This is a genomic window from Variovorax paradoxus NBRC 15149 (genome assembly GCF_001591365.1).
Taxonomy (GTDB): Bacteria; Pseudomonadota; Gammaproteobacteria; order Burkholderiales; family Burkholderiaceae_C; genus Variovorax; species Variovorax paradoxus.
In genome coordinates, this window is record NZ_BCUT01000005.1 from 377,126 (window position 1) to 402,289 (window position 25,164).

23 protein-coding genes and 1 tRNA gene are annotated in these 25,164 nt (G+C 66.5%); 11 read left to right on the top strand and 13 right to left on the bottom strand.

Going from position 1 to position 25,164, the window contains the following annotated elements; all coding sequences use genetic code 11:
• Nucleotides 1-18: 18 nt before the first annotated feature.
• The 5 genes from secA (at nt 19) to VPA02S_RS22140 (ending at nt 7,403) form a co-directional block, all read left to right on the top strand.
• Nucleotides 19-2,811: a preprotein translocase subunit SecA gene (secA, locus tag VPA02S_RS22120; RefSeq protein WP_062365617.1), complete on the top strand. Its 2,793-nt coding sequence runs from the start codon at nt 19-21 to the stop codon at nt 2,809-2,811.
• Between the two features lie 30 nt (nt 2,812-2,841).
• Nucleotides 2,842-4,071, top strand: a complete 1,230-nt coding sequence (gene argJ / locus VPA02S_RS22125; protein ID WP_018906804.1) for a bifunctional glutamate N-acetyltransferase/amino-acid acetyltransferase ArgJ — start codon at nt 2,842-2,844, stop codon at nt 4,069-4,071.
• Complete coding sequence (locus tag VPA02S_RS22130; RefSeq protein WP_015867004.1) at nt 4,068-4,943, top strand: ATP-binding protein; 876 nt, start codon at nt 4,068-4,070, stop codon at nt 4,941-4,943. Before argJ ends, VPA02S_RS22130 begins: the two co-directional genes overlap by 4 nt.
• On the top strand, nt 4,940-5,392 hold the full coding sequence (locus VPA02S_RS22135; RefSeq protein WP_015867003.1) for a (deoxy)nucleoside triphosphate pyrophosphohydrolase: 453 nt from the start codon (nt 4,940-4,942) through the stop codon (nt 5,390-5,392). Before VPA02S_RS22130 ends, VPA02S_RS22135 begins: the two co-directional genes overlap by 4 nt.
• A 61-nt stretch (nt 5,393-5,453) precedes the next feature.
• Complete coding sequence (locus VPA02S_RS22140; RefSeq protein WP_062365618.1) at nt 5,454-7,403, top strand: acyltransferase family protein; 1,950 nt, start codon at nt 5,454-5,456, stop codon at nt 7,401-7,403.
• A 5-nt stretch (nt 7,404-7,408) separates the two neighbouring features.
• Here the strand turns inward: VPA02S_RS22140 and VPA02S_RS22145 are convergent, their stop codons facing one another.
• The 10 genes from VPA02S_RS22145 to VPA02S_RS22190 form a co-directional block, all read right to left on the bottom strand.
• Nucleotides 7,409-7,621 carry a DNA gyrase inhibitor YacG gene (locus VPA02S_RS22145; protein ID WP_015867001.1) on the bottom strand — a complete coding sequence of 71 codons (213 nt, stop codon included), beginning with the start codon at nt 7,619-7,621 and terminating at the stop codon, nt 7,409-7,411.
• A gap of 61 nt (nt 7,622-7,682) precedes the next feature.
• Nucleotides 7,683-8,438, bottom strand: coding sequence for a cell division protein ZapD (gene zapD / locus VPA02S_RS22150; protein ID WP_015867000.1), 756 nt, complete (start codon nt 8,436-8,438; stop codon nt 7,683-7,685).
• A 36-nt stretch (nt 8,439-8,474) separates the two neighbouring features.
• Complete coding sequence (locus VPA02S_RS22155; protein WP_015866999.1) at nt 8,475-9,494, bottom strand: alginate O-acetyltransferase AlgX-related protein; 1,020 nt, start codon at nt 9,492-9,494, stop codon at nt 8,475-8,477.
• A gap of 6 nt (nt 9,495-9,500) precedes the next feature.
• Nucleotides 9,501-10,994, bottom strand: a complete 1,494-nt coding sequence (locus VPA02S_RS22160; protein WP_062365619.1) for an MBOAT family O-acyltransferase — start codon at nt 10,992-10,994, stop codon at nt 9,501-9,503.
• A 78-nt stretch (nt 10,995-11,072) separates the two neighbouring features.
• Nucleotides 11,073-11,678 (bottom strand): dephospho-CoA kinase, encoded by a 606-nt coding sequence (coaE, locus tag VPA02S_RS22165; protein WP_062365620.1) that lies wholly within the window; start codon nt 11,676-11,678, stop codon nt 11,073-11,075.
• A 10-nt stretch (nt 11,679-11,688) separates the two neighbouring features.
• Complete coding sequence (locus VPA02S_RS22170) at nt 11,689-12,654, bottom strand: prepilin peptidase (RefSeq protein WP_062365621.1); 966 nt, start codon at nt 12,652-12,654, stop codon at nt 11,689-11,691.
• Complete coding sequence (locus VPA02S_RS22175; protein WP_015866995.1) at nt 12,654-13,883, bottom strand: type II secretion system F family protein; 1,230 nt, start codon at nt 13,881-13,883, stop codon at nt 12,654-12,656. Before VPA02S_RS22175 ends, VPA02S_RS22170 begins: the two co-directional genes overlap by 1 nt.
• A 29-nt stretch (nt 13,884-13,912) precedes the next feature.
• Nucleotides 13,913-15,646, bottom strand: coding sequence for a type IV-A pilus assembly ATPase PilB (gene pilB / locus VPA02S_RS22180; RefSeq protein WP_015866994.1), 1,734 nt, complete (start codon nt 15,644-15,646; stop codon nt 13,913-13,915).
• A 113-nt stretch (nt 15,647-15,759) separates the two neighbouring features.
• Nucleotides 15,760-15,836: transfer RNA gene (locus VPA02S_RS22185), tRNA-Pro, on the bottom strand.
• A 49-nt stretch (nt 15,837-15,885) separates the two neighbouring features.
• Nucleotides 15,886-16,878 carry a polyprenyl synthetase family protein gene (locus VPA02S_RS22190; RefSeq protein WP_021008896.1) on the bottom strand — a complete coding sequence of 331 codons (993 nt, stop codon included), beginning with the start codon at nt 16,876-16,878 and terminating at the stop codon, nt 15,886-15,888.
• Nucleotides 16,879-17,066: 188 nt separating this feature from the next.
• On the opposite strand from VPA02S_RS22190, the gene rplU reads away from it, so the two are divergent.
• From rplU to proB, 4 genes are all read left to right on the top strand, one after another.
• The gene (rplU, locus tag VPA02S_RS22195; RefSeq protein ID WP_015866992.1) at nt 17,067-17,378 is read left to right on the top strand and encodes a 50S ribosomal protein L21; all 312 of its coding nucleotides are present in this window, start codon (nt 17,067-17,069) and stop codon (nt 17,376-17,378) included.
• A 12-nt stretch (nt 17,379-17,390) separates the two neighbouring features.
• The gene (rpmA, locus tag VPA02S_RS22200) at nt 17,391-17,648 is read left to right on the top strand and encodes a 50S ribosomal protein L27 (protein ID WP_015866991.1); all 258 of its coding nucleotides are present in this window, start codon (nt 17,391-17,393) and stop codon (nt 17,646-17,648) included.
• A 70-nt stretch (nt 17,649-17,718) separates the two neighbouring features.
• Nucleotides 17,719-18,810 carry an Obg family GTPase CgtA gene (gene cgtA / locus VPA02S_RS22205; RefSeq protein ID WP_062365622.1) on the top strand — a complete coding sequence of 364 codons (1,092 nt, stop codon included), beginning with the start codon at nt 17,719-17,721 and terminating at the stop codon, nt 18,808-18,810.
• Nucleotides 18,811-18,848: 38 nt separating this feature from the next.
• Nucleotides 18,849-19,988 carry a glutamate 5-kinase gene (gene proB, locus VPA02S_RS22210; RefSeq protein WP_015866989.1) on the top strand — a complete coding sequence of 380 codons (1,140 nt, stop codon included), beginning with the start codon at nt 18,849-18,851 and terminating at the stop codon, nt 19,986-19,988.
• Nucleotides 19,989-20,053: 65 nt separating this feature from the next.
• Here proB and VPA02S_RS22215 read toward each other — a convergent pair whose 3' ends face one another.
• The gene (locus tag VPA02S_RS22215) at nt 20,054-20,584 is read right to left on the bottom strand and encodes a CNP1-like family protein (RefSeq protein WP_015866988.1); all 531 of its coding nucleotides are present in this window, start codon (nt 20,582-20,584) and stop codon (nt 20,054-20,056) included.
• A 16-nt stretch (nt 20,585-20,600) separates the two neighbouring features.
• On the bottom strand, nt 20,601-21,272 hold the full coding sequence (locus VPA02S_RS22220; RefSeq protein ID WP_015866987.1) for an RNA pyrophosphohydrolase: 672 nt from the start codon (nt 21,270-21,272) through the stop codon (nt 20,601-20,603).
• 146 nt (nt 21,273-21,418) lie between these two features.
• Between VPA02S_RS22220 and VPA02S_RS22225 the strand changes: the two genes are divergently transcribed.
• Nucleotides 21,419-23,164, top strand: a complete 1,746-nt coding sequence (locus VPA02S_RS22225; RefSeq protein WP_062365623.1) for a proline--tRNA ligase — start codon at nt 21,419-21,421, stop codon at nt 23,162-23,164.
• The gene (locus VPA02S_RS22230) at nt 23,161-23,820 is read left to right on the top strand and encodes a lytic transglycosylase domain-containing protein (protein WP_015866985.1); all 660 of its coding nucleotides are present in this window, start codon (nt 23,161-23,163) and stop codon (nt 23,818-23,820) included. The genes VPA02S_RS22225 and VPA02S_RS22230 overlap by 4 nt, the downstream gene beginning before the upstream one ends.
• 7 nt (nt 23,821-23,827) lie before the next feature.
• Here VPA02S_RS22230 and paeA read toward each other — a convergent pair whose 3' ends face one another.
• Complete coding sequence (gene paeA / locus VPA02S_RS22235) at nt 23,828-25,111, bottom strand: polyamine export protein PaeA (RefSeq protein ID WP_015866984.1); 1,284 nt, start codon at nt 25,109-25,111, stop codon at nt 23,828-23,830.
• Nucleotides 25,112-25,164: the final 53 nt, after the last annotated feature.

The window sequence follows — 25,164 nt, forward strand, 5'->3', positions numbered from 1 at the left end:
ACGCCCATCTCCACGCCAATGGCAACCAACTTCCTGACCCAGATTTTCGGCAGTCGCAACGACCGGCTCCTCAAGCAGTATCGCAAGACGGTGGAGCGCATCAATGCACTCGAACCCGAATTCGAGAAGCTCAGCGACGATGGGCTGCGCGCCAAGACCCAGGAGTTCAAGGACCGCATCGCCAAGGGCGAAAGCCTCGACGACCTGCTGCCCGAAGCATTCGCCACCGTGCGCGAAGGCTCCAAGCGCGTCATGAAGATGCGCCACTTCGACGTGCAGCTGCTCGGCGGCATGGCACTTCACAACGGCAAGATCGCCGAAATGCGCACCGGCGAGGGCAAGACCCTCACCGCCACGCTGCCGGTGTACCTGAACGCGCTGGCCGGCAAGGGCGTGCACGTGGTCACGGTGAATGACTACCTGGCCAACCGCGACGCCCAGTGGATGGGCCGCCTGTACAACTTCCTGGGCCTCACGGTGGGCATCAACCTGCCGCAGATGCCGCGCGAGGAAAAGCAGCAGGCCTACGGCAGCGACATCACCTACGGCACCAACAACGAGTACGGCTTCGACTACCTGCGCGACAACATGGTGTACGAGCCCGGCGACCGGGTGCAGCGCATGCTGAACTACGCCATCGTCGACGAGGTGGACTCCATCCTGATCGACGAGGCCCGCACGCCGCTGATCATCAGCGGCCAGGCCGAAGACCACACCGACCTCTACCTGGCCATCAACAAGGTGGTGCCGCTCCTGACCAAGCAGGAAGGCGAGGCCGATCCGCGCACGGGCGAGGGCGTCACGGTGCCGGGCGACTTCACGGTCGACGAAAAGACCCACCAGGTCTTCCTGACCGAAGACGGCCACGAGAAGGCCGAGCAGCTGCTGGGCGAATTCAAGCTGCTGCCCGAAGGCGCGTCGCTCTACGACCCGGCCAACATCACGCTGATGCACCACCTGAACGCCGCGCTGCGTGCACGGCACCTGTATCACCGCGACCAGCACTACGTGGTGCAGCAGGGCGAAGTCGTCATCGTCGACGAATTCACCGGCCGCCTGATGACGGGCCGCCGCTGGAGCGACGGCCTGCACCAGGCCGTGGAAGCCAAGGAAGGCGTGCAGATCCAGGCCGAGAACCAGACGCTGGCCTCCATCACCTTCCAGAACTACTTCCGCCTGTACGGCAAGCTGGCCGGCATGACCGGCACGGCCGACACCGAAGCCTACGAGTTCCAGGAAATCTACGGCCTCGAGACCGTCATCATTCCGCCGAACCGCCTCAGCAAGCGCGACGACCAGCTCGACCGCGTCTACAAGACCACGCGCGAGAAGTACGAGGCGGCCATCCAGGACATCCGCGAGTGCTACGAGCGCGGCCAGCCCGTGCTGGTGGGCACCTCGTCGATCGAGAACTCCGAAATCATCGACGGCCTGCTCACCCAGGCGGGCCTGCCGCACCAGGTGCTCAACGCCAAGCAGCATGCGCGCGAAGCCGACATCGTGGCGCAGGCTGGCCGCACGAAGATGATCACCATCGCGACCAACATGGCCGGCCGCGGCACCGACATCGTGCTGGGCGGCAACATCGAGAAGATGATCGAGGCCATCGAGAACGACGAAGGCCGCGACGAAGCCACCAAGGCAGCCGACATCGCGCACGTGCGCGACGAATGGACCCGGGACCACGAGTTCGTCAAGTCGCTGGGTGGCCTGCGCATCATCGCGACCGAGCGCCATGAGTCGCGCCGCATCGACAACCAGCTGCGCGGGCGTTCGGGCCGCCAGGGCGACCCGGGCTCCTCGCGCTTCTACCTGAGCCTGGACGATCCGCTGATGCGCATCTTCGCGGGCGACCGCGTCAAGGCGATCATGGACCGCCTCAAGATGCCCGACGGCGAGGCCATCGAAGCGGGCATCGTCACGCGCAGCATCGAGAGCGCGCAGCGCAAGGTCGAGGCGCGCAACTTCGACATCCGCAAGCAGCTGCTCGAGTACGACGACGTCTCGAACGACCAGCGCAAGGTGATCTACCAGCAGCGCAACGACATCCTCGACGCGGCCGACCTCTCGGCACAGATCGCGGCGCTGCGCGAAGGCTGCTTCACCGACCTCGTGCGCCAGTACGTGCCGGCCGAGTCGGTCGAGGAGCAGTGGGACCTGCAGGGCCTGGAGAAGACGCTTTCCAATGAATGGGGCATCGACATGCCCCTGAAGCAGCAGGTCGAGGCGGCCGAGGCCGTGAGCGACGAGGACATCGTCGACATGGTGGTGAAGGCCGCCAACGACAGCTTCGATGCCAAGGTGGCGCTGATCGGCCAGGAAAACTTCACCCAGTTCGAGCGCATGGTGCTGCTGCAGAGCATCGACACGCACTGGCGCGAGCACCTGGCCTCGCTCGACTACCTGCGCCAGGGCATCCACCTGCGCGGCTATGCGCAGAAGCAGCCCAAGCAGGAGTACAAGCGCGAGGCCTTCGAGCTCTTCGGCCAGCTGCTCGATTCGGTCAAGAACGAAGTCACGCGCCAGCTCATGACGGTGCGCGTGCAGTCGGGCGAGCAGCTCGAGGAAGCCGCCGATGCGCTGGAGAGCCGCGGCGAGAACGTCTCGAACATCACCTACAGCGCGCCCACCGAGACCGGCGAGGTCGAGGTGCGCCTGGACGAGGAAAACCAGCGCCGCATCGCGGCCGCGGGACTGGGGCTGGGCACGCTCGGCGCCGAGGCCGCAGCCTTCGCGCGCGTCGGCCGCAACGATCCCTGCCCCTGTGGCAGCGGCAAGAAGTACAAGCACTGCCACGGCAAGCTCAGCTGACCCAGAAACTCCAGAGAAGAGAAAACCGCCATGCCCGTGAACCTGTCCGCCCCTGATCCCGCCGCCTTGTTCGCGGTGCCCGGCGTCCGCATCGGCGTGGCCGAAGCGGGTGTGCGCAAGGCCAACCGCAAGGACCTGACCGTCGTGCTGATCGACGAAGGCTCCGCGGTCGGCGGGGTGTTCACCCAGAACCGTTTCTGCGCGGCGCCGGTGCAGGTCTGCCGCGACCACCTGGCGGCCGGCTACGGCATCCGCGCGATGGTCATCAACACCGGCAACGCCAACGCCGGCACCGGCGAAGACGGCCTGATGCGCACGCGCTCCACCTGCATCGCGCTCGCGCGCCAGCTGGAGATCGCGCCCGAGCAGATCCTGCCGTTCTCCACCGGCGTGATCATGGAGCCGCTGCCGGTGGATCGCATCGAGGCCGGCCTGCCCGCCGCGCTGGCCGACGCGGCGGAGAACCACTGGGCGCGTGCCGCCGAAGGCATCATGACCACCGACACGATCCCCAAGGCGTTCAGCCAGCGGGTCCAGGTCGGCGGCGCCACCGTCACCATCACCGGCATCAGCAAGGGCGCCGGCATGATCCGCCCGAACATGGCGACCATGCTGGGCTTCATGGCGACCGACGCGAAGATCGATCCCTCGCTGATCCAGCCGCTGGCCCGGCGCCTGGCCGACGCCTCGTTCAACCGCGTGACCATCGACGGCGACACCTCGACCAACGATTCCTTCGTGGTCATCGCCACCCAGAAGGCCGCGCACGCCGCCATCACCTCGCTCGATTCGCCCGAGGGCAAGGCCCTGGTCGATGCCATGCAGAACGTCGCGCGCCTGCTTGCGCAGGCCATCGTGCGCGATGGCGAGGGTGCCACCAAGTTCATCACCATCCAGGTCGAAGGCGGCCGCAATGCCGCCGAGTGCAAGCAGGTGGCCTATGCCGTGGCGCATTCGCCGCTGGTCAAGACGGCCTTCTATGCGAGCGACCCGAACCTCGGCCGCATCCTCGCGGCCGTCGGCTACGCGGGCATCGAGGACCTCGACCAGACCGGCATCGACCTGTTCCTGGACGACGTGCACGTGGCCGTCAAGGGCGGGCGCAATCCGTCCTACCGCGAGGAAGACGGCCAGCGCGTGATGAAGCAGAGCGAGATCACGGTGCGCATCGGCCTGGGCCGCGGCAACGCCAGCGAAACCGTGTGGACCTGCGACTTCAGCCACGAGTACGTCACGATCAACGCCGACTACAGGTCATGAACGAGCAGTTCCAGAAGCTGATCGAGCGCGCCGAACAGCTGATCGGCCGCATCGAGTCGATCCTGCCGCAGCCGCTCGCGGCCCCCGCCGACTGGAACGCGTCGATCGCCTGGCGCTACCGCCGCCGCAGCTCGGGCCATGGCGTGCTCGAGCCCGTCAGGCACGTGGCCGCCATGGCGCTCGACAGCCTGAAGGAAATCGACGTCCAGAAGGAAAAGATCGAGCGCAACACGCGCCAGTTCGTCGAGGGCAAGCCGGCCAACAACGTGCTGCTGACCGGCGCGCGCGGCACGGGCAAGTCGTCGCTCATCCGCGCCTGCCTGCAGGCCTATGCGCCGCAGGGGCTGCGCTTGATCGAGGTCGACAAGGCCGAACTCACCGACCTGCCCGACATCGTCGAGGTGGTGTCGCAGCGGCCCGAGAAATTCATCGTGTTCAGCGACGACCTGAGCTTCGACGAGGGCGAGCCGGGCTACAAGGCGCTCAAGTCCATTCTCGACGGCTCGATCGCCGCGGCCACGCCCAACGTGCTGATCTACGCGACCAGCAACCGGCGCCACCTGCTGCCCGAGTACATGAAGGACAACCTCAGCTACACCCACACCGAGGACGGCGAAGTCCATCCCGGCGAGGTGATCGAGGAAAAGATCTCGCTGTCGGAGCGCTTTGGCCTCTGGGTCAGCTTCTATCCGTTCAGCCAGAACGAATACCTGGCGATCGTCGCGCAGTGGCTGTCGTCGTTCGGCGTCGACGCCGCCGCCATCGAGGCGGCGCGGCCCGAGGCGCTGGTCTGGGCGCTGGAGCGCGGATCGCGCAGCGGCCGCGTGGCCTACCAGTTCGCGCGCGACTACGCCGGGCGGGCGACGGCATGAGTGCAGAGCAAGGCCGCAAGCACACCGAGGTGGCCGTCGGCGTGCTGATCCGGCCGGCCGACGGCGCGCTGCTGCTGTCCACCCGGCCCGAAGGCAAGGCCTATGCGGGCTTCTGGGAATTTCCGGGCGGCAAGATCGAGGCCGGCGAAACGGTGGAGCAGGCGCTGCGCCGCGAACTGGAAGAAGAACTCGGCATCACCATCGCGGGCGCCGAGGTCTGGAAGATCACCGAGCACGACTATCCGCACGCGTTGGTGCGGCTGCACTGGTGCAAGGTCACGGCCTGGAGCGGCGAGTTCGAAATGCGCGAAGGCCAGGCCATGCGCTGGCAGCAGCTGCCGCTGGACGTGGCGCCGGTGCTGCCGGGCGCCTTGCCGGTGCTCGAATGGCTGACCCAGGAGCGCGGCCTGCCGGCCTCGGCGGCGCTGGCGGTCTCGACGCTGGCCTGATGGACGGGGCCGCGCGGGCGGGCGGGCGCGCGCAGCCGGCGCCGCGGGCCTGGAGCACCAGATGATGCACCCCAAGTACCGCCCCGACATCGACGGCCTGCGCGCCGTGGCGGTGGCCTCGGTGCTGGCCTTCCATGCGTTTCCCGATGCGCTGCCGGGGGGCTTCATCGGGGTCGACATCTTCTTCGTGATCTCGGGCTTCCTGATCACGACCATCATCATGCAGAGCCACGCGGCCGGCGACTTCAGCTACCGCGACTTCTATGCGCGGCGCATCCGGCGGATCTTTCCGGCGCTCACGCTGGTGCTGCTGGCCACGCTCGCCTTCGGCTGGTATGCGCTGCTGCCCAGGGAGTTCACCGAACTCGGCAAGCAGGCAGCGGGCGGCGCGGCCTTCATCGCCAATTTCGTCTTCTGGGGCGAGGCCGGGTACTTCGACACGGCGGCCGAGACCAAGCCGCTGCTGCACCTGTGGTCGCTGGGCATCGAGGAGCAGTTCTACATCTTCTGGCCCATGCTGCTCGCGCTGGCCTGGCGCCGGCGCTGGCCCATTCTTCGGCTGCTGTGGGTGCTCGCGGCGGTGTCGTTCCTGGTCAACGTGCTGACCATCCACCCTTACCGCACGGCGGCCTTCTACTCGCCCGCTTCGCGCTTCTGGGAGCTGATGGTGGGCGGCATCCTGGCCTGCATGCGCCTCAAGGCCGCGGGCAAGGCGCCGGCCTGGCGCAGCCACCTGCAGTCCTGCCTGGGCGTGGGGCTGATCGTGCTCGGGCTCGTGATGACCCGCAGCGACAAGGCCTTTCCAGGCTGGTGGGCGCTGCTGCCCACGCTGGGCGCGGCAAGCTGCATCGCGGCCGGGCCTGCGGGCCTGCTCAACAGGCATGTGCTCGCGAGCCGGCCGATGGTGTGGATCGGGCTCATCAGCTATCCGCTCTACCTGTGGCACTGGCCCTTGCTGGTGTATGCGCGCATCGTGGAAGAGGGCGAGCCGGCGGCGTGGATCCGCGCATGCCTGGTGCTGGCGAGCGTGGCGCTGGCCTGGCTCACCTATCGCTTCGTCGAGCGCTTCACCCGGGCGCGAGCCCAGGCCGGCATGCTGCGTTCGCTGGTGGCCGGCAGCACGGCGATTGCGGTGGCCGGCCTGCTGGCGCTGGGCGGCATGCCGCCGCGCAACGGCAGCGACCTGCTGCGCAAGGTGACCGACGCCACCGTGGACGACAACTACTACGCCGGCTTCGAGCAGCAGAAGATCGGCGCCTACCCGGTCAAGCGCGTGGGCAGCGGGCCGCGCACGGTCCTGCTGATCGGCGACAGCCACATCCTGCAGTACGCACCCCGCGCCCTGGCGCTCGCGGGCAGCGCGCCCGCGCGCATGGCGACCACCTACTTCTCGACCTATGGCGCCTGCCCGCCGGTGCCCGGCATGGTCGCCGAAGGCAACCCGGGCTGCGAAAAGGCGCGCGGCGAGATGCTGGCGCTGGCGCTCGATCCGCGGATCGACACGGTGGTGGTGGGCGGCTGCTGGAACTGCTATTTCACGGGCAATTTCCCGCTGCCCTTCTACTTTCGCGAAGGCGATGCGGCGTACCTCGTGAACAACGGCGGCGAAGGCCTCGGCCGCTCGCTGGCTTCGCTCGAGAAACTGCTGGCCGAACTGGTGCGGCAAAAGAAGAAGGTCTACCTGCTGCTGGACAACGCCAGCGGCCCCGAGTTCGAGCCGCGGCGCCTCATCGAAGGCAGCCGCATGGGCCGGATGGTGGCGCTGCACAGCACGCCCACGGCGCCCCTGCCGCCGGACCAGGCGCAGCTCAACGAGCAGCTCAAGGCGCTGGCGCGGGCGAGTGGCGCGGAGCCCATCGATGTGATGGCCCGGCTTTGCACCGGCGGGCAGTGCCTGCGCGCAACGCCGGACGACGCACCGGTCTACAAGGACCGGGAGCATCTGCGCCCGGCCTATGTGCGCGGCCATGCGGACTATCTGGACCGCATCCTGCTCGCGCCGCAGCCGTAGCGCGCCTACTGGACTTTCTTCGGATCGCCGAAAGGCTCGTCGTCGGCCGGCGCTTCGGCCGGCATCCGGAATTCCTCGCTGGCCCAGGCGCCGAAATCGATGCCCTTGCAGCGTGCGCTGCAGAACGGGCGGTAGGGGTTGCGTTCGGCGTAGACACTGTCGCCGCCACACGAGGGGCAGCGGACGATCCGCTCGCCGATCTTGTTCACGTCGCTCATGATGGGATGGATAACCTTCGTGCTTGCCCTGCGGTGCGCGCCCTGGAGACGAGCCGGCGGCTCAGGCGCAGAGCGTGAGTTCGAATGCGACGTCGTCGCTGCTCGGGTGCAGGCGGTCGTCGGCTTCATGCCGCATCATCCGCACCGACACCATGAGCCGGTTGCCGCTGATTTCGGGAATCAGCCCCAGTTGCGGATCGATGCGCAGGCGCAGCAGCTGGAAGCTGCGCCCCTGCGGCAGGTTCTGCTGGAATTGTCCGCTGGTGGCGATGACCTTGTAGGGCACGTCGGCATCGCGCAGCAGCTTGAGCAGCAGGTAGATGGATTCGGCCAGCGGCGAGAGCGTGGCCGACCAGCGTTCGAGGTCGGCGCGGCGGCTGGCCGCGCTGCGGTGCTGCCACGCGTAGTAGGCGGGCAAATCGAATTCGCAGGTGCCGCCCGGAATGCCTGCGCGGCTGCGAATGCTCATGAGCCATTCGTTTTCGGTCAGCGACTGGCCGGCCTTGCCGGCAACGGCATTGAGCGTGGCGAAATTGCGTTCGAGCTGGCCGACCACCTGGTCGAGCACGGCCTCGGCAATGGCGGGATTGCCGCGGTAGCTGTTGAAGACGTTCTTGTGCTTGTCGAGGTCGCGCATCACGTCGGCCTTGAGGTCGGCGCGCGCGGCGACATCCATGATCTCGAAGATCGTGACCAGCGCGTAGTGGTGCGAGAGCGCGGACTCCGAGGGCACCAGCTCCCCGAGGCGGCGGAACAGGTGCTCCAGCCGCAGATAGGTGCGGATGCGCTCGTTGAAGGGGTACTCGTAGAGGATCACGCGGTTCTATAGCTTTCCTGTCGAGCCATCATAGCTTCAGGGCGATTTCGAGGGAGGCGTCGGCACCACCTCGCGCACGGCCGCCAGCATGCGTTCTCCCAGCGCGAGCTGGCCATGCATGGACATGTGGGTGTCGTTCGAGAAATAGAAGTCCCGGATCTGCGTGTGCTTTTCGCGCGTGAACGCAAAGAGATCCGGTCCTGGCAGCCCGGACGTGCGGAACCCGGCTTCGAAATCCTTCGAGTAGTCGGGCTTCAGGTACACGGTGGTCTTGTTGGGAATCACCATCCACATGATAGGAAGCTTGCTGTGCGCCTTTGTGAAATTCTTCATCCATTCCAGGTGCGCAAGGGTCAGCGGCCCATTGTCGTCATCTTCAGCGAAAAAGGGCATCTTGTCGCATGAGCGATGCGAAAAGAGCTTGCAACCATCGGGCACCGGGCGCACCCAGGTGTTCCAGTCGAAGTGGATGTCTGTTGCAGACTTTTTCGCTTTCCAGGTGTTGTAGTAGGTCGTGATGCCGGTCAGGAACTGCACGTTCCAGTTGGGCGCGGGGCTCGGCACGGTCTCGTCGGGCGTGATCAGCGGATGGTCCATGGCGTCGTAGGGCCGGATCATCTTCTGGCACTTCATGCTGTCCTTGGTACGGTCGCCGAACAGGCGTTCCACGCTCTCGATGATGATCAGCTTGCCCTTGAAGCCCGTGCGCTCGACCCACTGGTCGAAGTCGCTGCACAGCGCGTTCTCGTACTGGCCCCAGTAGGTGGTCGAGACGCGGTAGCCGGCCCTGGTGAGCACCGACTGCCAGCGGAAGGTCATGGAGAAGCTGTCGCCGATCACCATGATGTCGGCCTGGTCCACGGGCGTGCCCTTGAGGTAGGCAGGGTCCACCTTGGGCGGCGGGGCGGTCCAGCCGAATTCGCGCTCGGACAGGCGGCCGATCCGCGTGAGGTCGCCGTAAGGCACGGGGCTGGTGAGCGAAACGATCCACAGCACCATCAGGACGATGTAGCCGGTCAGGAAGAACCGCAGCCAGACTTTCGCGGGCGTCGTCATGTCGAATCAGAATTGGAAGTAGAGGAACGGGCTGTAGTTGCCCAGCTTCGAGACGCACCAGGCGAAGAGCGCGAAGGTACCGATGGCCAGCACGGCCGAGGAGCACCAGGCCATGACGCGCTGCCCCGCCACCGCCTTCGGGTGGGGAATCCAGCGCTCGAGCGTGATCGTCGGCGGCAATGCGAGGCAGATCACGATGCCCACGAGCATGGTCTGGAAGAACTCGGGCTTGCGGAACGGAACCGGCCCCAGCTCGCTGAACGCGGAAGGCGGTGCGCCATGCAGGCCGAGCATGCCCTTGTAGATGGCCATGGCCGTGTGCAGGCCGTCGGCGCGGAACACGATCCAGGCCAGCACCACGCACAGGAAGGTCAGCAACCAGCCCAGCACGTGCGCGACCGGCCCCGCCGGAATGTTGCGGCGCACCTTGGCGTTCCAGAGGTGGTTGATCATCAGGAACACGCCGTGCAGCGCGCCCCAGATCACGAAGGTCCAGGCGGCGCCGTGCCAGAGGCCGCCCAGCAGCATCGTGAGGAACAGGTTCAGGTAGCGCCGCGCCGGGCCCTTGCGGTTGCCGCCCAGCGGCACGTAGAGATAGTCGCGCAGGAAGTTCGACAGCGAGATGTGCCAGCGCCGCCAGAATTCGATGATGTTGGTCGACTTGTAGGGCGAGCGGAAATTCAGCGGAAGCTGCACGCCCAGGCACAGCGACAGGCCGACCGCCATGTCCGAATAGCCCGAGAAGTCGAAATAGATCTGCAGCGTGTAGGCGAGCGCGCCGAACCATGCGGTGTAGAGCGTGGGCTCGATGCCCTTGTGCACGCCGTTGAACATCATGTCGGCGTACTGGCCCACCGGGTCGGCGATCAGCAGCTTCTTGGCGAGGCCGAAGGTGAAGATCGCAATGCCGAGCGCCACCTTGTTGGGGTCGAACCGGTAGGTGGCCGCATTGGCGAACTGCGGCATCATCTGCGCGTGGTGCAGCACCGGGCCCGCGATCAGGTGCGGAAAGTAGGTGACGAACAGCACGTAGTGGATGAAGCTGCGCTCATGCACCTTGCCTTGCCAGCAGTCGACCAGGAAGGCGATCTGCGTGAAGGTGTAGAACGAGATGCCGATCGGCAGCACGATGTGCAGCAGCGGGATCTGCGACAGGCCCGCCGCGGCCAGCCCGTCGTTCACGTTCGAGACGAAGAAGTTGGCGTACTTGAAGACCGCGAGCACGCCCAGGTTGACCACCAGCGCCAGCACCAGCAGCGACTTGCGCTTGCGGTCGTCCCGCTCCGGCGCGGGCGACAGGCGCAGCCCGAACCAGTAGTTGATGCAGATCGACGCCACCAGCAGCGGCAGCGCCTTGACGCTCCACCAGCCGTAGAAGAACAGCGAGGCCAGGGCGAGAAAGCCCGCGGCGGACCGGGCGTTGCGCTTGCCGATCAGGAAGAACCCGATCAGTACCAGCGGGAAGAAGACAAAAATGAAGGGATACGAATTGAAAAGCATCGCAGGAGGTGAGGGCACTCCGGCGAGCGCCTTTTTTGTCTTGGTCGTTGTGCGGCCGCTCTGGCGGCCAGTCTCGGATTATCGCGTGCCGGGCGGAACCCACCGCTTCCAGAGACTCCGGACCTCTGCAGCGAGTTCCTCCAGCGAGAGCGACTCGTTGAAAATGACCGCGTCCGCGGCCGCCCTGCGCAGCCCGCGCGGCGCCTGCTGGGCGATCACCGCGCGCACCGCCTCGGGCGTCCAGCCGGAGCGCGCCACCACGCGCCGCAGCTGCGTTTGCTCGGTGGCATCGACCACCAGCACGCGGTCGACCCGGGCCCGCCAGCGGCCGGATTCGACCAAGAGCGGCACGTCGAAGACCACCACCGCGTCGGGGCCGGCGTTGGAGGCCATGCGTTCGGTCTCGGCACCGATCAGCGGATGCAGGATCGATTCGAGGCGCTTTTTGGCGCTGTGGTCGGCGAACGCGAGCTGCCGCATCGCCGCGCGGTCGAGCCCGCCGTCCGCCGCGATGACGCCGCGGCCGAAGGCGGCCTCGAGGGCGGGCATCGCGATGCCCGCGGGCTGCGCGATGCGGCGTGCGATGGCGTCGGTGTCGACCAGCACGGCGCCTTCGGCGACCAGCAGGGCCGCGACCGTGCTCTTGCCGCTTCCGATGCCGCCCGTGAGGCCGATGCGCCGCATCACGCGCTCCTCAGCGGGCGAATGCGCCGAGCGGGAAGGCGAAGGGAATCCATTGCCTCACGAGCTCCGGGCCCGCCACCAGGCAGACCAGGCCGGCACCGGCAAGAAAGGGACCGAAGGCCATCGGAATGTCCTTGTGCGCCAGCTTCCCGACAAGGCGCAGCGTGAGGCCGATCACGGCGCCCACCAGCGATGAGACCAGGATGATGGCAATGAGGTAGTCGGCCCCGAGCCAGGCGCCGAGCGCCGCCAGCAGTTTGAAGTCGCCATATCCCATGCCTTCCTTGCCCGTGGCCAGGCGATAGCCATGGTACACAAGCCACAGGCTCAGGTAGCCGAAGACGGCGCCCCAGACCGCCGAGCTCAGCGCGGTGCCGGTCCAGCCCATGGCCGCGCCAACGAGCCCGAGCCACAGCAGCGGATAGTTGAGCGCGTCGGGCAGGAACTGGGTGTCGAAGTCGATCAGGAACTGGCAGATCAGGAAGGCCGCGAACGCTGCCCAGAGCGCGCCGGTGGGCGTGAGGCCGAAGCGGTAGGCGCACAGCGCGAACAGCGCGCCGGTCACCAGTTCCACCAGCGGATAGCGCGGGCTGATGGACGTGCCGCAGGCGGCGCAGCGGCCCCGCAGCACCAGGTAGCTCAGCACCGGGATGTTCTGGTACCAGCGGATCCGGTGGCCGCAGGCGCCGCAGCGCGAGGCCGGGCGGGCGAGGTCGAAGGGCGGCAGCGCCTCGATGGCCACGGCCGCCTTGTCCGCCGCCGCCTCGAGGCCGGCCGGCGGCTGCGCCTTCGGCCCGAACACCAACGTCCAGAGCGACGGGACGTCCTTGGACGACATCAGGTTGGCCACGGCATCGGCCAGCCAGCCCCGGTACATCATGACCGGGGTGCGGTAGATCACCACGTTGAGAAAACTGCCGACCAGCAACCCGAGGACGCCGGCCAATGCGGCGTCGAACTCCTGCGACACCAGCATCAAACGACCTGGCCCAACTTGAAGATCGGCAGGTACATCGACACCACGATGCCGCCGATGATCACGCCCAGGAACACGATGATGATGGGCTCCATCAGGCTCGAGAGGCCGGCCACCATGTCGTCCACCTCGGACTCGTAGAAGTCGGCGGCCTTGCCGAGCATGTGGTCGATCGAGCCGGACTCCTCGCCGATGGCCGTCATCTGGATCACCATCGAGGGGAACAGGTTGACGTTGGTCATGGCCGTCGTGAGGCTGGTGCCGGTCGAGACTTCCTGCTGGATCTTGGCCGTGGCGTCGCCGTAGACGGTGTTGCCCGAGGCGCCGCCCACCGAGTCGAGCGCCTCGACCAGCGGAACGCCGGCCGCGAACATGGTCGCAAGGGTGCGGGTCCAGCGGGCCACGCACGACTTCTCGATCAGCGTACCGAAGATCGGCACGCGCAGCAGCGCGCGGTCCATGACCCGCTGCACGCGTTCGTTGCGCTTCCAGGCCTGCAGGAAGAAGTAGGTGCCGCCGCCGACCACGCCGAAGATCAGCCACCAGTAGGAGACGAAGAATTCGCTCATGGCCATCACGAACAGCGTGGGCGCGGGCAGGTCGGCGCCGAACGAGGTGAACACCTGCTTGAAGGCCGGAATCACGAAGATCATGATGATGGCCACCACCACGAACGCGACCACCACCACGGAGGTGGGATACATCAGCGCCGACTTGATCTTCGACTTGATGGCCTCGGTCTTTTCCATGTAGGTGGCCAGGCGGTCCAGCAGGTCTTCCAGGATACCGGCCGCTTCGCCGGCTTCCACCAGGTTGCAGTAGAGGTTGTCGAAGTACTTCGGAAACTTGCGGAAGGCGGACGACAGCGAGGTGCCGGTTTCCACGTCGCTGCGGATGTCGTTGAGCAGCTTGGCCACGCTCGGGTTCGCATTGCCGCGGCCCACGATGTCGAAGGACTGCAGCAGCGGCACGCCGGCCTTCATCATGGTTGCCAGCTGGCGCGTGAAGATCGCGATGTCCTTGGGCTTGATGCTCTTGCCCGAGCGCATGCGGCGCTTCTTGATCTTGGACGCCAGGACGCCCTGGCGCCGCAGGGCGGCCTGCACCTGGTTCTCGCCGGCGGCCCGGAGCTCGCCGCGCACCAGCTTGCCGTTGCGGTCCTTGCCCTCCCACTCGTAGACAAATTCCTTGAGCGTGTTCGAGGTGCGGGTGGATGCCACTGTTGCCATTCGATCTCCGATTTCTTGCAGTGTGTTCGTTATTCGTTGGTGACCGCCACCACTTCTTCGAGTGAGGTGAGCCCTTGCATGACTTTTCGCAGGCCCGATTGCCGCAGCGAGCGCACGCCCTCGGCCTCGGACTGGCGTGCGATGTCGAGTGCGCTGCCGTCGCGCAGGATGATCGCCTGGATGGCTTCCGAGATCGGCATCACCTGGTAGATGCCGACCCGGCCCTTGTAGCCGTTGCTGCACGCCGCGCAGCCGACCGGCCGATAGGGCTTCCAGGTACCGTCGAGCTGTTCTTCCTTGAAGCCCGCATCCAGCAGCGCCTGGCGCGGCATGTCGGCCGGCGCGCGGCATACGTGGCACAGGCGCCGCGCGAGCCGCTGCGCCGTGATCAGGATCACGCTGGAGGCAATGTTGAACGGCGCAATGCCCATGTTGCGCATGCGCGTGAGCGTGGTCGGCGCGTCGTTGGTGTGCAGCGTCGAGAGCACCAGGTGGCCCGTCTGCGCGGCCTTGATCGAGATGTCGGCGGTTTCGAGGTCGCGGATTTCGCCGACCATGATGATGTCGGGATCCTGCCGCAGGAAGGCGCGCAGCGCCGCCGCGAAGGTGAGCCCGGCGCGCTCGTTGACGTTCACCTGGTTCACGCCGGGCAGGTTGATTTCGGACGGGTCTTCCGCCGTGGCGATGTTGACGCCGGGCTGGTTCAGCAGGTTCAGGCAGGTGTAGAGCGACACCGTCTTGCCCGAACCCGTGGGGCCCGTCACCAGCACCATGCCATAGGGGCGGCCGATCGCATGCAGCAGGCGCTCCTTTTCGTCGGCGTCGTAGCCCAGTGCGTCGATGCCCAGGCGCGCGCTGCTCGGGTCCAGGATACGGATCACGATCTTCTCGCCGAACAGCGTGGGCAGCGTGCTGACGCGGAAGTCGATCACGCGGTCGGGCCCGATCTTGAGCTTCATGCGGCCGTCCTGCGGCACGCGCTTCTCCGAAATGTCGAGCCGCGAGATGACCTTGATGCGCGAGGCCAGCTTGTCCTTGATGAGCGTGGGCGGGCTCGCGATCTCGCGCAGCTCGCCGTCGATGCGAAAGCGCACCCGGTAGTTGTGCTCGTAGGGCTCGAAGTGGATGTCCGAGGCCCGCATGCTGACACCGTCGAGCAGCATCTTGTGCAGGAAGCGCACGACCGGCGCGTCCTCGACCTCGGCGATGGCCTGTTCGTTGGCATCGCCCGAGGTGTCCGCCGAGACGTCGTCGAACTCGAACTCGGCGCCGACGATGCTGTTGATGGTTTCCGCCGCAGTGACCGCGGCGGCTTCGATCATGCGCGAGAGCTTGTCGTATTCGGCAATGACCCAGTCCACGCCCATCTGGGAGGCGAACTTGATCTTTTCCACCGCCTGCTGGTCCGAAGGGTCGGCCGTTGCAACGATGAGACGGTTGTTGCGCTTGCTGAGAACCACGATCCGGTAGGCGTGGCACAGCTTCGGGTCGAGCAGGTCCTTGGGCAGGCGCTGGTGGTCGATGGCGTCCAGGTCCAGCAGCGGCGCGCCGAAGGCGCTGGACAGCGTGTGGGCGAGGTCGGCGGCCGAGACGGCGCCGCTGCCGGTCAGCTCGGCAATGAAGCTGGTGCGGCCGCTCAGCGACTTTTGGTAGATGTCTTCCGCGGTCTTCGCAGGAAGCTTGCCGGCCGAGACCAAGGCACGCGCAAGGCCCGGGAGGGCGATTTGCGTGTTTTCTTTAACAGGAAGTTCGGCAGCAGCCATTCAGCGAATTGCAAGAGATGTGAAAAAGTGCTTCACGATCATCGCTGAACCACCCGTCCCTGTAAATCGCTACGCAGCAACAGGCACGGGCATTATTTGTGCCAGCCAAAGGCTGGTCGGGGTGAGAGGATTCGAACCTCCGGCCTCTACGTCCCGAACGTAGCGCTCTACCAGGCTAAGCTACACCCCGATTGGTTGCAAAAAAAGAGAATTCGTCCTTGCCAACTCTTGTGAGGTGTTCAGGCACGTCGCTCAAGCAACTGAGCCGCCAATTGTAGCAAACCGTCGGCATGCAAATTGGACGGGAAGTCGCGCAATGCGTGAATCGCGCGTTTTGCCTCGTCGGCTGCGGCGGCGCGCGAGGCTTCCAGGGCGCCCGTGGCGTGGACGATTTCGACGATCTTGCCCAGCTGGGCGGTGTCGCCGGCCTCGATGGCCGCACGCACCAGCGTCGCCTGCGCGGGGCTGCCGCGACGCATGGCGAAGATCAGCGGCAGCGTGGTCTTGCCTTCGCGCAGGTCGTCGCCCACGTTCTTGCCCGTTTCGTGTGCGTCGCCGGCGTAGTCGAGCACGTCGTCGATCACCTGGAAAGCCGTGCCCAGGGCCTGGCCGTAGGTGGCGCAGGCTTCCTCAACTTCGGGCGTGGCGCCCGCCAGCACGGCGGCGAGCCGCGTGCTGGCCTCGAACAGCTTGGCGGTCTTGGAGCGGATCACGCGCAGGTAGGCGGATTCGTCCAGCGTGGCGTCGTGCATGTTCATCAGCTGGAGCACTTCACCTTCCGCGATCACGTTGGTCGCCTCGGCCAGGATCTGCATGATGCGCATGTTGTTTGCATCCAACATCATCTGGAAGGCGCGCGAATAGAGGAAGTCGCCGACCAGCACGCTGGCCGGGTTGCCGAACGATTCGTTGGCGGTCGGGCGCCCGCGCCGCAGGGTCGATTCGTCGACCACGTCGTCGTGCAGCAGGGTGGCCGTGTGGATGAACTCCACCACCGCCGCCAGGTTGAAGCGCTGCTCGCCCGTGTAGCCGAGCGCGCCCGACATGAGCAGCAGCAGCGCCGGGCGCAGGCGTTTGCCGCCCGCGGAGATGATGTACTTCGACACCTGGCTGACCAGGGGCACGCCCGTGTCGAGGCGCTGCGCGATCACACGGTCGACTTCGACCATGTCGCCGGCGATCAAATCCAGCACGGTGGCGGTGGGGGAGGTATCGGCGGCGTGGACTGGCAAGGCGTTTGCGCGCGGCGCGTCTGAATGCGAAAGTGACAGCGGCACGAGGCCGGAAGGCGCAGATTATAGGGAGGAGCGCGCGCCGTCCCGGCGGCGCCTTGGCTCAAACCATGTTAGCGCGTGCAAACCGTGCTAGAATCTTGGGCTCTGCGGAATTCGCCGTAGAGCTCATTCCTTAAGAGGTTCACATGTACGCGGTCATAAAAACCGGCGGCAAGCAGTATCGCGTTGCTTCCGGCGAAAAAATTAAAGTAGAACAGATTGCTGCGGATGTAGGCCAGGAAATCGTGATCGATCAGGTTCTTGCAGTCGGCAACGGCAGCGAAATCAAGATCGGTACGCCCCTGGTGTCCGGCGCAACGGTGACAGTCACGGTACTGTCGCACGGCAAGCACGACAAGGTCGGCATCTTCAAGATGCGCCGTCGCAAGCACTATCAGAAACGTCAAGGCCATCGCCAGCAGTTCACGGAACTGCAAATCGGCGCGATCGCTGGCTAAGGAGCAGATTCCATGGCACAGAAAAAAGGCGGCGGCTCAACGCGAAACGGGCGCGATTCCAAGCCCAAGATGCTCGGTGTGAAGGCCTTCGGCGGCGAACTGATCAGCGCAGGCTCGATCATCGTGCGCCAGCGCGGCACCCAGTTCCACCCCGGCGTGAACGTCGGCGTGGGCAAGGACCACACGCTGTTTGCACTGGTGGACGGCCACGTGTCGTTCGGTGTCAAGGGCGCACTGAACAAGCACATGGTCAACGTGACCCCGGCATAAGCCTGAGTCACTTCGATCAGCTCGAAGCCCCGCTTTGTCGGGGCTTCTTCATTTGTACACTGGATACCCCATGAAGTTCGTCGACGAAGCCTTCATCGACATCGCCGCAGGCGATGGCGGCAACGGCTGCGTGTCGTTCCGTCATGAAAAATACAAGGAATTCGGCGGCCCCAACGGCGGCGACGGCGGCCGCGGCGGCCACGTCTACGCGGTGGCCGATTCCAACCTCAACACCCTGGTCGACTTCCGCTATTCGCGCCGCCACGAGGCCAGGCGCGGCGAGCACGGCATGGGCTCCGACATGTTCGGTGCCGCGGGCGACGACATCCTGCTGAAGATGCCGGTCGGCACCATCATCAGCGACGCCGAAACCGGCGAAGTGCTGTACGAGCTGCTGAAGGAAGGCGAGGTCGTCACCATCGCCAAGGGCGGCGACGGCGGCTTCGGCAACATGCGCTTCAAGAGCGCGATCAACCGCGCGCCGCGCCAGAAGACCCCGGGCTGGCCGGGCGAGAAGAAGAGCCTCAAGCTCGAGCTCAAGGTGCTCGCCGACGTCGGCCTGTTGGGCATGCCCAACGCGGGCAAGTCGACCCTGATCAGCGCCATCTCGAACGCGCGCCCGCGCATCGCCGACTATCCCTTCACCACGCTGCACCCGAACCTCGGTGTCGTGCGCGTCGGCCCGGAGCAGAGCTTCGTGGTGGCCGACCTGCCGGGCCTGATCGAAGGCGCATCCGAAGGCGCGGGCCTCGGCCACCTGTTCCTGCGCCACCTGCAGCGCACGCGGCTCTTGCTGCACGTGATCGACATGGCGCCGTTCGACGATGCGGTCGATCCGGTCGCCCAGGCCAAGGCCATCGTCGGCGAGCTCAAGAAGTACGACGCCGCGCTCTATGAAAAGCCGCGCTGGCTGGTGCTCAACAAGCTGGACATGGTGCCCGCCGACGAGCGCGCCGCGCGCGTGAAGGACTTCGTCAAGCGCCTGCGCTTCAAGGGCCCGGTGTTCGAGATCTCCGCGCTCACGCGCGAAGGCTGCGAGCACCTGGTGCAGGCCGTGTACCAGCAGGTCAAGGCGCAGCAGGCGGCTGAACATGTGCCGGTCGAGGTCGATCCGCGCTTCGTCGAGCTGCCGCCCGATACTTCTTCCTCCTCCTCCTCCTGACGCTCCGCACCCCGCATTCACGACCGCCACGCCCCTCCATGACCTCGAACTCCGGATCCACTGCCTTGCGGGATGCCCGCCGTATCGTCGTCAAGGTAGGCTCCAGCCTCGTGACCAACGAGGGGCGCGGTCTCGATGAAGCCGCCATCGGCGAATGGTGCCGGCAGCTGGCGGTGCTGGTGCAGGGCGGCCGCGAGGTGGTCATGGTGTCCAGCGGCGCCATTGCCGAAGGCATGAAGCGCCTGGGCTGGCGCACGCGGCCGCACGAGGTGCATGAACTGCAGGCCGCCGCGGCCGTCGGGCAGATGGGCCTGGCCCAGATGTACGAGACCAAGCTGCGCGAGAACCGGATCGGCAGCGCCCAGGTACTGCTGACCCATGCCGACCTGGCCGACCGCGAGCGCTACCTCAATGCGCGCTCGACGCTCGTCACGCTGCTCGGGCTGGGCGTGGTGCCGGTCATCAACGAGAACGACACCGTCGTCAACGACGAGATCAAGTTCGGCGACAACGACACGCTCGGCGCGCTTGTGGCCAATCTGGTCGAAGCCGATGCGCTGGTGATCCTCACGGACCAGAAGGGCCTCTACACGGCCGATCCGCGCAAGGACCCGCAGGCCAAGTTCGTGCACGAGGCCGCGGCCGGCGACCCGGCGCTCGAAGCCATGGCGGGCGGGGCGGGCTCCAGCCTCGGCCGCGGCGGCATGATCACCAAGATCCTCGCTGCCAAGCGCGCGGCCGGCTCGGGCGCCTCCACCGTGATCGCCTGGGGCCGCGAGCCCGATGCCCTGCTGCGCCTCGTGCGCGGCGAATCCATCGGCACGCTGCTGGTGGCGCAGACGGCCAAGCACCAGGCGCGCAAGCGCTGGATGGCCGACCACCTGCAGCTGCGCGGCGCGGTCACCGTCGATGCCGGCGCGGCCGCCAAGGTGCGCGCCGAGGGCAAGAGCCTGCTGCCGATCGGCATGACGGGCGTCTCGGGCGAGTTTTCGCGCGGCGACGTGATCGCCGTGCGCGACGCCGACGGCGTGGAACTCGCCCGCGGCCTGGCCAACTACTCGAGCGTGGAGGCCCGGCTTTTGTGCCGCAAGCCCTCGTCGGAATTCGAGCGGCTGCTGGGCTATGTGGCGGAGCCGGAAATGGTCCACCGCGACAACATGGTGCTGATGCGCGGCTGAGGCCGGGCCGGAATGGAAAACGGGGCCTTCAAGGAGGCCCCGTTCGATCGTTCTGCCGCCTTGCCTTATTGCAGCTGGCGCGCCGGGTCCCGCATGTTGGTGACCATGTCCTTGACCGAGACGCGGGGCGCATGGCCGCGGCACAGGCCCTGCTGCGCCAGCTGCCTGGCGTAGCTCGAGTTCAGGTCGCGGAAGCTCTTCCACTCGGACCGTTCGACCTTGCTCCAGGCGCCGTTGTTGAATCGCGCGTAGCTCTTCACCTCGTCGGTCGAGCAGCGCACGCCCTCGTAGAAAGCGTTCAGCGCCGCGTCCCCGCCGCTGCGGCTGGTGGCGACCACCACGTAGCGCACCACGCCGTCGCCGGTGATCGTGATGGTGGCCGGATCGACGCCGAACTTCAGCGACATGTAGGGCGGCATTGCGATCGGCTCGAGGCGCTTGACGTCGAAGGCCGGCGGCGGAGGCGCTTCGCTTTCCTTCCATTCGGCATCGGTCTCATAGCGCTTGGGCGGCGGCGGCAGGCCGGCCTGCGCCCAGTCGGGGTTGTCCGTGTCGTGCGGGCCCGATGCGCATCCGGCCAGCAGGGCCAGGCACACGGCGAGCAGGGCGCCCTCAGCGCTGCGACGGAAGGAAGGGCGCTTTGTTGTGGGGAGGAGGGGAAGGGTCATCGCTCGCAGAAGTAATGTCGGGATGTGGATCGAAACTGCCGCCGGGCGGCAGGTCCAGCCCCGCGGGCGCGCCGCCGTCTGGCATGTGGCGCTCGAACTCCCGGGCGCGCACGTTGCTGCGCAGGAAGCGGTTGCGGAAATCCTGCCGCGGCAGGTAGCGAGCAAGCTCGGTCAGTGCCATCTCGTAGACGCCGCGTTTGAATTCGACGACCACATCGAGCGGCACCCAGTAGTCGTGCCATCGCCAGGCGTCGAATTCGGGGTGGTCGGTCGCGCGCAGGTTCAGATCCCAGTCGTGACCGATCAATTGCAGCAAATACCAGATTTGCTTCTGGCCCTTGTAGTGGCCCCGTGCGTCACGGCGAATGAACCGATCCGGCACCTCGTAGCGCAACCAGTCACGGGTACGGGCCACGATGCGCACGTGCTCCGGATGGAGTCCGACTTCCTCGTGCAGTTCCCGGAACATGGCTTGCTCGGGACTTTCGCCGCGGTCGATGCCGCCTTGCGGAAACTGCCAGGAATGCGTGCGTATGCGTTTGCCCCAGAAAACCTGGTTTCTCTGGTTGAGCAGGATGATGCCGACGTTGGGCCTGAAGCCGTCCCGGTCGAGCATAATCAAACCCCAATTTTTGAACTGAGTCGATTATGCATGCCGGGTTGCACACGGCAAGCGGCCAGTTCGAGGCCCGCGGGTTCCCGGAGGTCTCTCCGCCGGCATCCGTCTTCCCCAAGATTCTTAAATCCACCAGCGCGATCCCGATGAAAGCTTCCCGATTTTTTGTCTCCACCCTCAAGGAAGCGCCCGCTGACGCCGAGGTCGCGAGCCATCGGCTCATGATGCGCGCGGGCATGATCAAGAAGCTCGGCACGGGCATCTACACCTACATGCCGATGGGGCTGCGCGTGATCCGCAAGGTCGAGGCGATCGTGCGCGAGGAAATGAACCGCGCCGGCGCGGTCGAGCTCACGATGCCCGTGGTGCAGCCGGCCGAGTTCTGGCAGGAGACCGGCCGCTTCGACAAGATGGGCCCCGAGCTGCTGCGCATCAAGGACCGGCACGACCGCGACTTCGTGGTCCAGCCCACCAGCGAAGAGGTGGTGACCGACATCGCGCGCCAGGAAATCCGCAGCTACAAGCAGCTGCCGAAGAATTTCTACCAGATCCAGACCAAGTTCCGCGACGAGCGCCGTCCGCGCTTCGGCCTGATGCGCGGGCGCGAATTCATCATGAAGGACGCCTACAGCTTCGACCGCGACCTGGATGCGGCCAAGGCCAGCTACCAGGCCATGGCCGATGCCTACCGCCGCATCTTCGACCGCTTCGGCCTGCGCTACCGCGCGGTGGCGGCCGACAGCGGCGCCATCGGCGGCGACCTGAGCGAAGAGTTCCAGGTGATTGCCGCCACCGGCGAAGACGCCATCGTCTACTGCCCCGGCAGCGACTACGCGGCCAACATGGAGAAGGCCGAGGCGCTCGCTCCGGCCGGCCCGCGCCCCGCGGCGGCCAAGGCGCTCGAGAAGACGCCCACCCCGGGCAAGAGCACCTGCGCAGCCGTGGCCGAACTGCTCGGCGTGCCGCTCTCGACCACCGTCAAGTCGCTGGTGCTGGCAACGGACATCCTCGACGAGGCCGGCAACCCGAAGGGTTCGCAAGTCTGGCTGCTGCTCCTGCGCGGCGACCACGACATGAACGAGATCAAGGTCGGCAAGGTGCCGGGCCTGGACAAGGGCTTCCGCTTCGCGACGCTGGCCGAGATCGACGACCACTTCGGCTGCAAGCCCGGCTACCTCGGCCCGCTGAACCTCAAGAAGCCCGTCAGGCTCGTGGCCGACCGCGAGGTGATGGTCATGGCCGACTGGATCACCGGCGCCAACGAGGTCGACTTCCACATGACCGGCGTCAACTGGGGCCGCGACCTGCCCGAGCCCGAACTGGTGGCCGACCTGCGCAACGTGGTGGCGGGCGACGCCTCGCCCGACGGCAAGGGCGTGCTCGCGATCGAGCGCGGCATCGAGGTGGGCCACGTGTTCGTGCTCGGCACCAAGTACAGCAAGGACATGAGCGCCACCTACCTGGACGAAGCCGGCAAGCCGCAGTTCCTCGAGATGGGCTGCTACGGCATCGGCATCACGCGCCTGCCGGCCGCCGCCATCGAGCAGAACCACGACGAGCGCGGCATCATCTGGCCCGACGCGCTGGCGCCGTTCACGGTGGTGGTCTGCCCGATCGGCATGGACCGCAGCCCCGAGGTCAAGGTGGCGGCCGAAGCGCTGTACGAGCAGCTGCTCGCGGCCGGCGTCGACGTGCTGCTGGACGACCGCGGCGAGCGCCCGGGCGCGATGTTCGCCGACTGGGAACTGATCGGCGTGCCGCACCGCGTGGTCATTTCCGACCGCGGCCTGAAGGAAGGCCAGCTCGAATACCAGCACCGCCGCGACACGGCAGCCACCAAGGTGCCCGCCGCGGGCATCGCCGAATTCATCGCCGGCAAGTTCGCGCAATGAGCCTGGAGGGCGGCCTCTCGCGGCGCCGGTGCCTGGTGGGCGGCGCCGCGGCGGCGGGCGCCCTGGCCGCGCTGTCGCTGCCGCAGGCCGCGCACGCCGGCGCGCAGATCGAGGAGCCGCTGATCGACTCGGTGCGCACCGCGCTGAGTTCGGCCGTGCACAACAAGGCGCCGCCGGTGCCCGAGTTCTCGAGCACCGAGGCCCGCCTGACCTACCTGCGCTGGCTGGGCGAGATGAGCGAGCGCCTCAAGAAGAAGATTGCCGACTGGCCCACGCGCAAGGAATTCCTGCAGACCGCCTGGTATGAAGCCAAGCGCTCGGGCCTGGACGTGAGCCTGGTGCTCGGGCTGATCCAGGTCGAGAGCAACTTCCGCAAGTTCGCGGTGTCCAGCGCCGGTGCGCGCGGCTACATGCAGGTCATGCCGTTCTGGACCCGCGTGATCGGCGACAGCGACCCGGCCAAGCTGTTCCACATGCAGACCAACCTGCGCTTCGGCTGCGTGATCCTGCGCCACTATCTCGACCGCGAGAACGGCGACCTGTACATGACCCTCGGGCGCTACAACGGCAGCCGCGGCAAGGCGCCTTATCCCAACGCTGTGTTCGCGAACCAGCGCCTCTGGACCTTCGTGGACCGCGACCGCTCGGCCGCCTGAGGGCGAGCTAGGTTTTCGTGACCATCACCTGGTCGATGCGGTAGCTGTCGACGTCCATCACCTCGAAGGTGTAGCCGCCCCAGCTCACGCTGTCGGTGCGCTTGGGCACCCGCCGCAGCATCACCATCAGGAAGCCGGCCAGCGTTTCGTAGTCGTCCGGGTGCGGCATCTCGTCGATGTGCAGCGCGCGCTGCACGTCCTGGATCGGCGTGACGCCGTCGATCAGCCACGAGTTCTCGTCGCGCTTCACGATCTGTTCCTCGTCGGGCATGGAGACGAGGTCGCCCATCACCGTGCTCATCACGTCGTTGAGCGTGATCACGCCCACCACCAGGCTGTATTCGTTGACCACGATCGCGAAGTCTTCGTGCGCCTGCTGGAACTGCTCGAGCACCTCGGTGAGCGTGAGCCGGTCGGGAATGACCAGCGCCTTGTGCAGCGTGAGGCCCTGGTCGAAGGCCAGCGGCTGGCCGCTGAGCACGCGCTGGAACATCTCCTTGGCGTCGACATAGCCGAGCACATGGTCGATGTCGCCGTCGCACACCGGGTAGGCCGAAAAAGGCTCGGCCACGATGCGCGCCCGCAGCACAGATTCGGGGTCGTCGTGCAGGAACCAGGCGATGTTGTCGCGCACCGTCATCACGCTGCTGACCAGCCGCGTGTCGAGTTCGAACACGTTGGCGATCACCTGCTGCTCGCGCACCGCGAGCACGCCCGCGCGCGCACCGGCCTCGGTCATGGCCAGGATGTCGGCCGAGGTGATCTTGTCGTCGCGCACCAGCGGCATGCCCAGCAGCTTGAAGAGCATGTCGGTGGAGCGCGTGAAGAACCACACCAGCGGCTTGAAGGCGGTGATCAGCACCATCATCGGCCCCACCATGCGAACCGCGATGCGCTCGGGGTCGCTCATGCCCAGGCGCTTGGGGAACAGGTCGGCGAACACCAGGAACACCGCGATGACGATCACGAACGAGCACAGGAAGGCCACGTTGGCCGAGGCTTCCACGCTCATCCAGCCTTCGAGGAAGCGCGCGAAGTAGGGGCTGAGCGAGCCCTCGCCGACCACGCCGCCGAGGATCGCCACCGCGTTGAGGCCGATCTGCACCACGGTGAAGTAGTGGCCCGGCTGCTCCTGCACGCGCAGCACGCGCTCGGCCCGCGCATCGCCCTCGTCGGCCATCTGGCGCAGGCGCAGGCGCCGCGAGGCGGCCAGCGTGATTTCGGCAAGGGAGAAGAACGCGCTCATCGCGATCAGCAGGACGATGATGAGCAGGCTTTGGGTGAGGGTCATGGTGGCACGGCGAAGTGCACGATGGTACCATGACCCGGAGCACATTCCAGCGA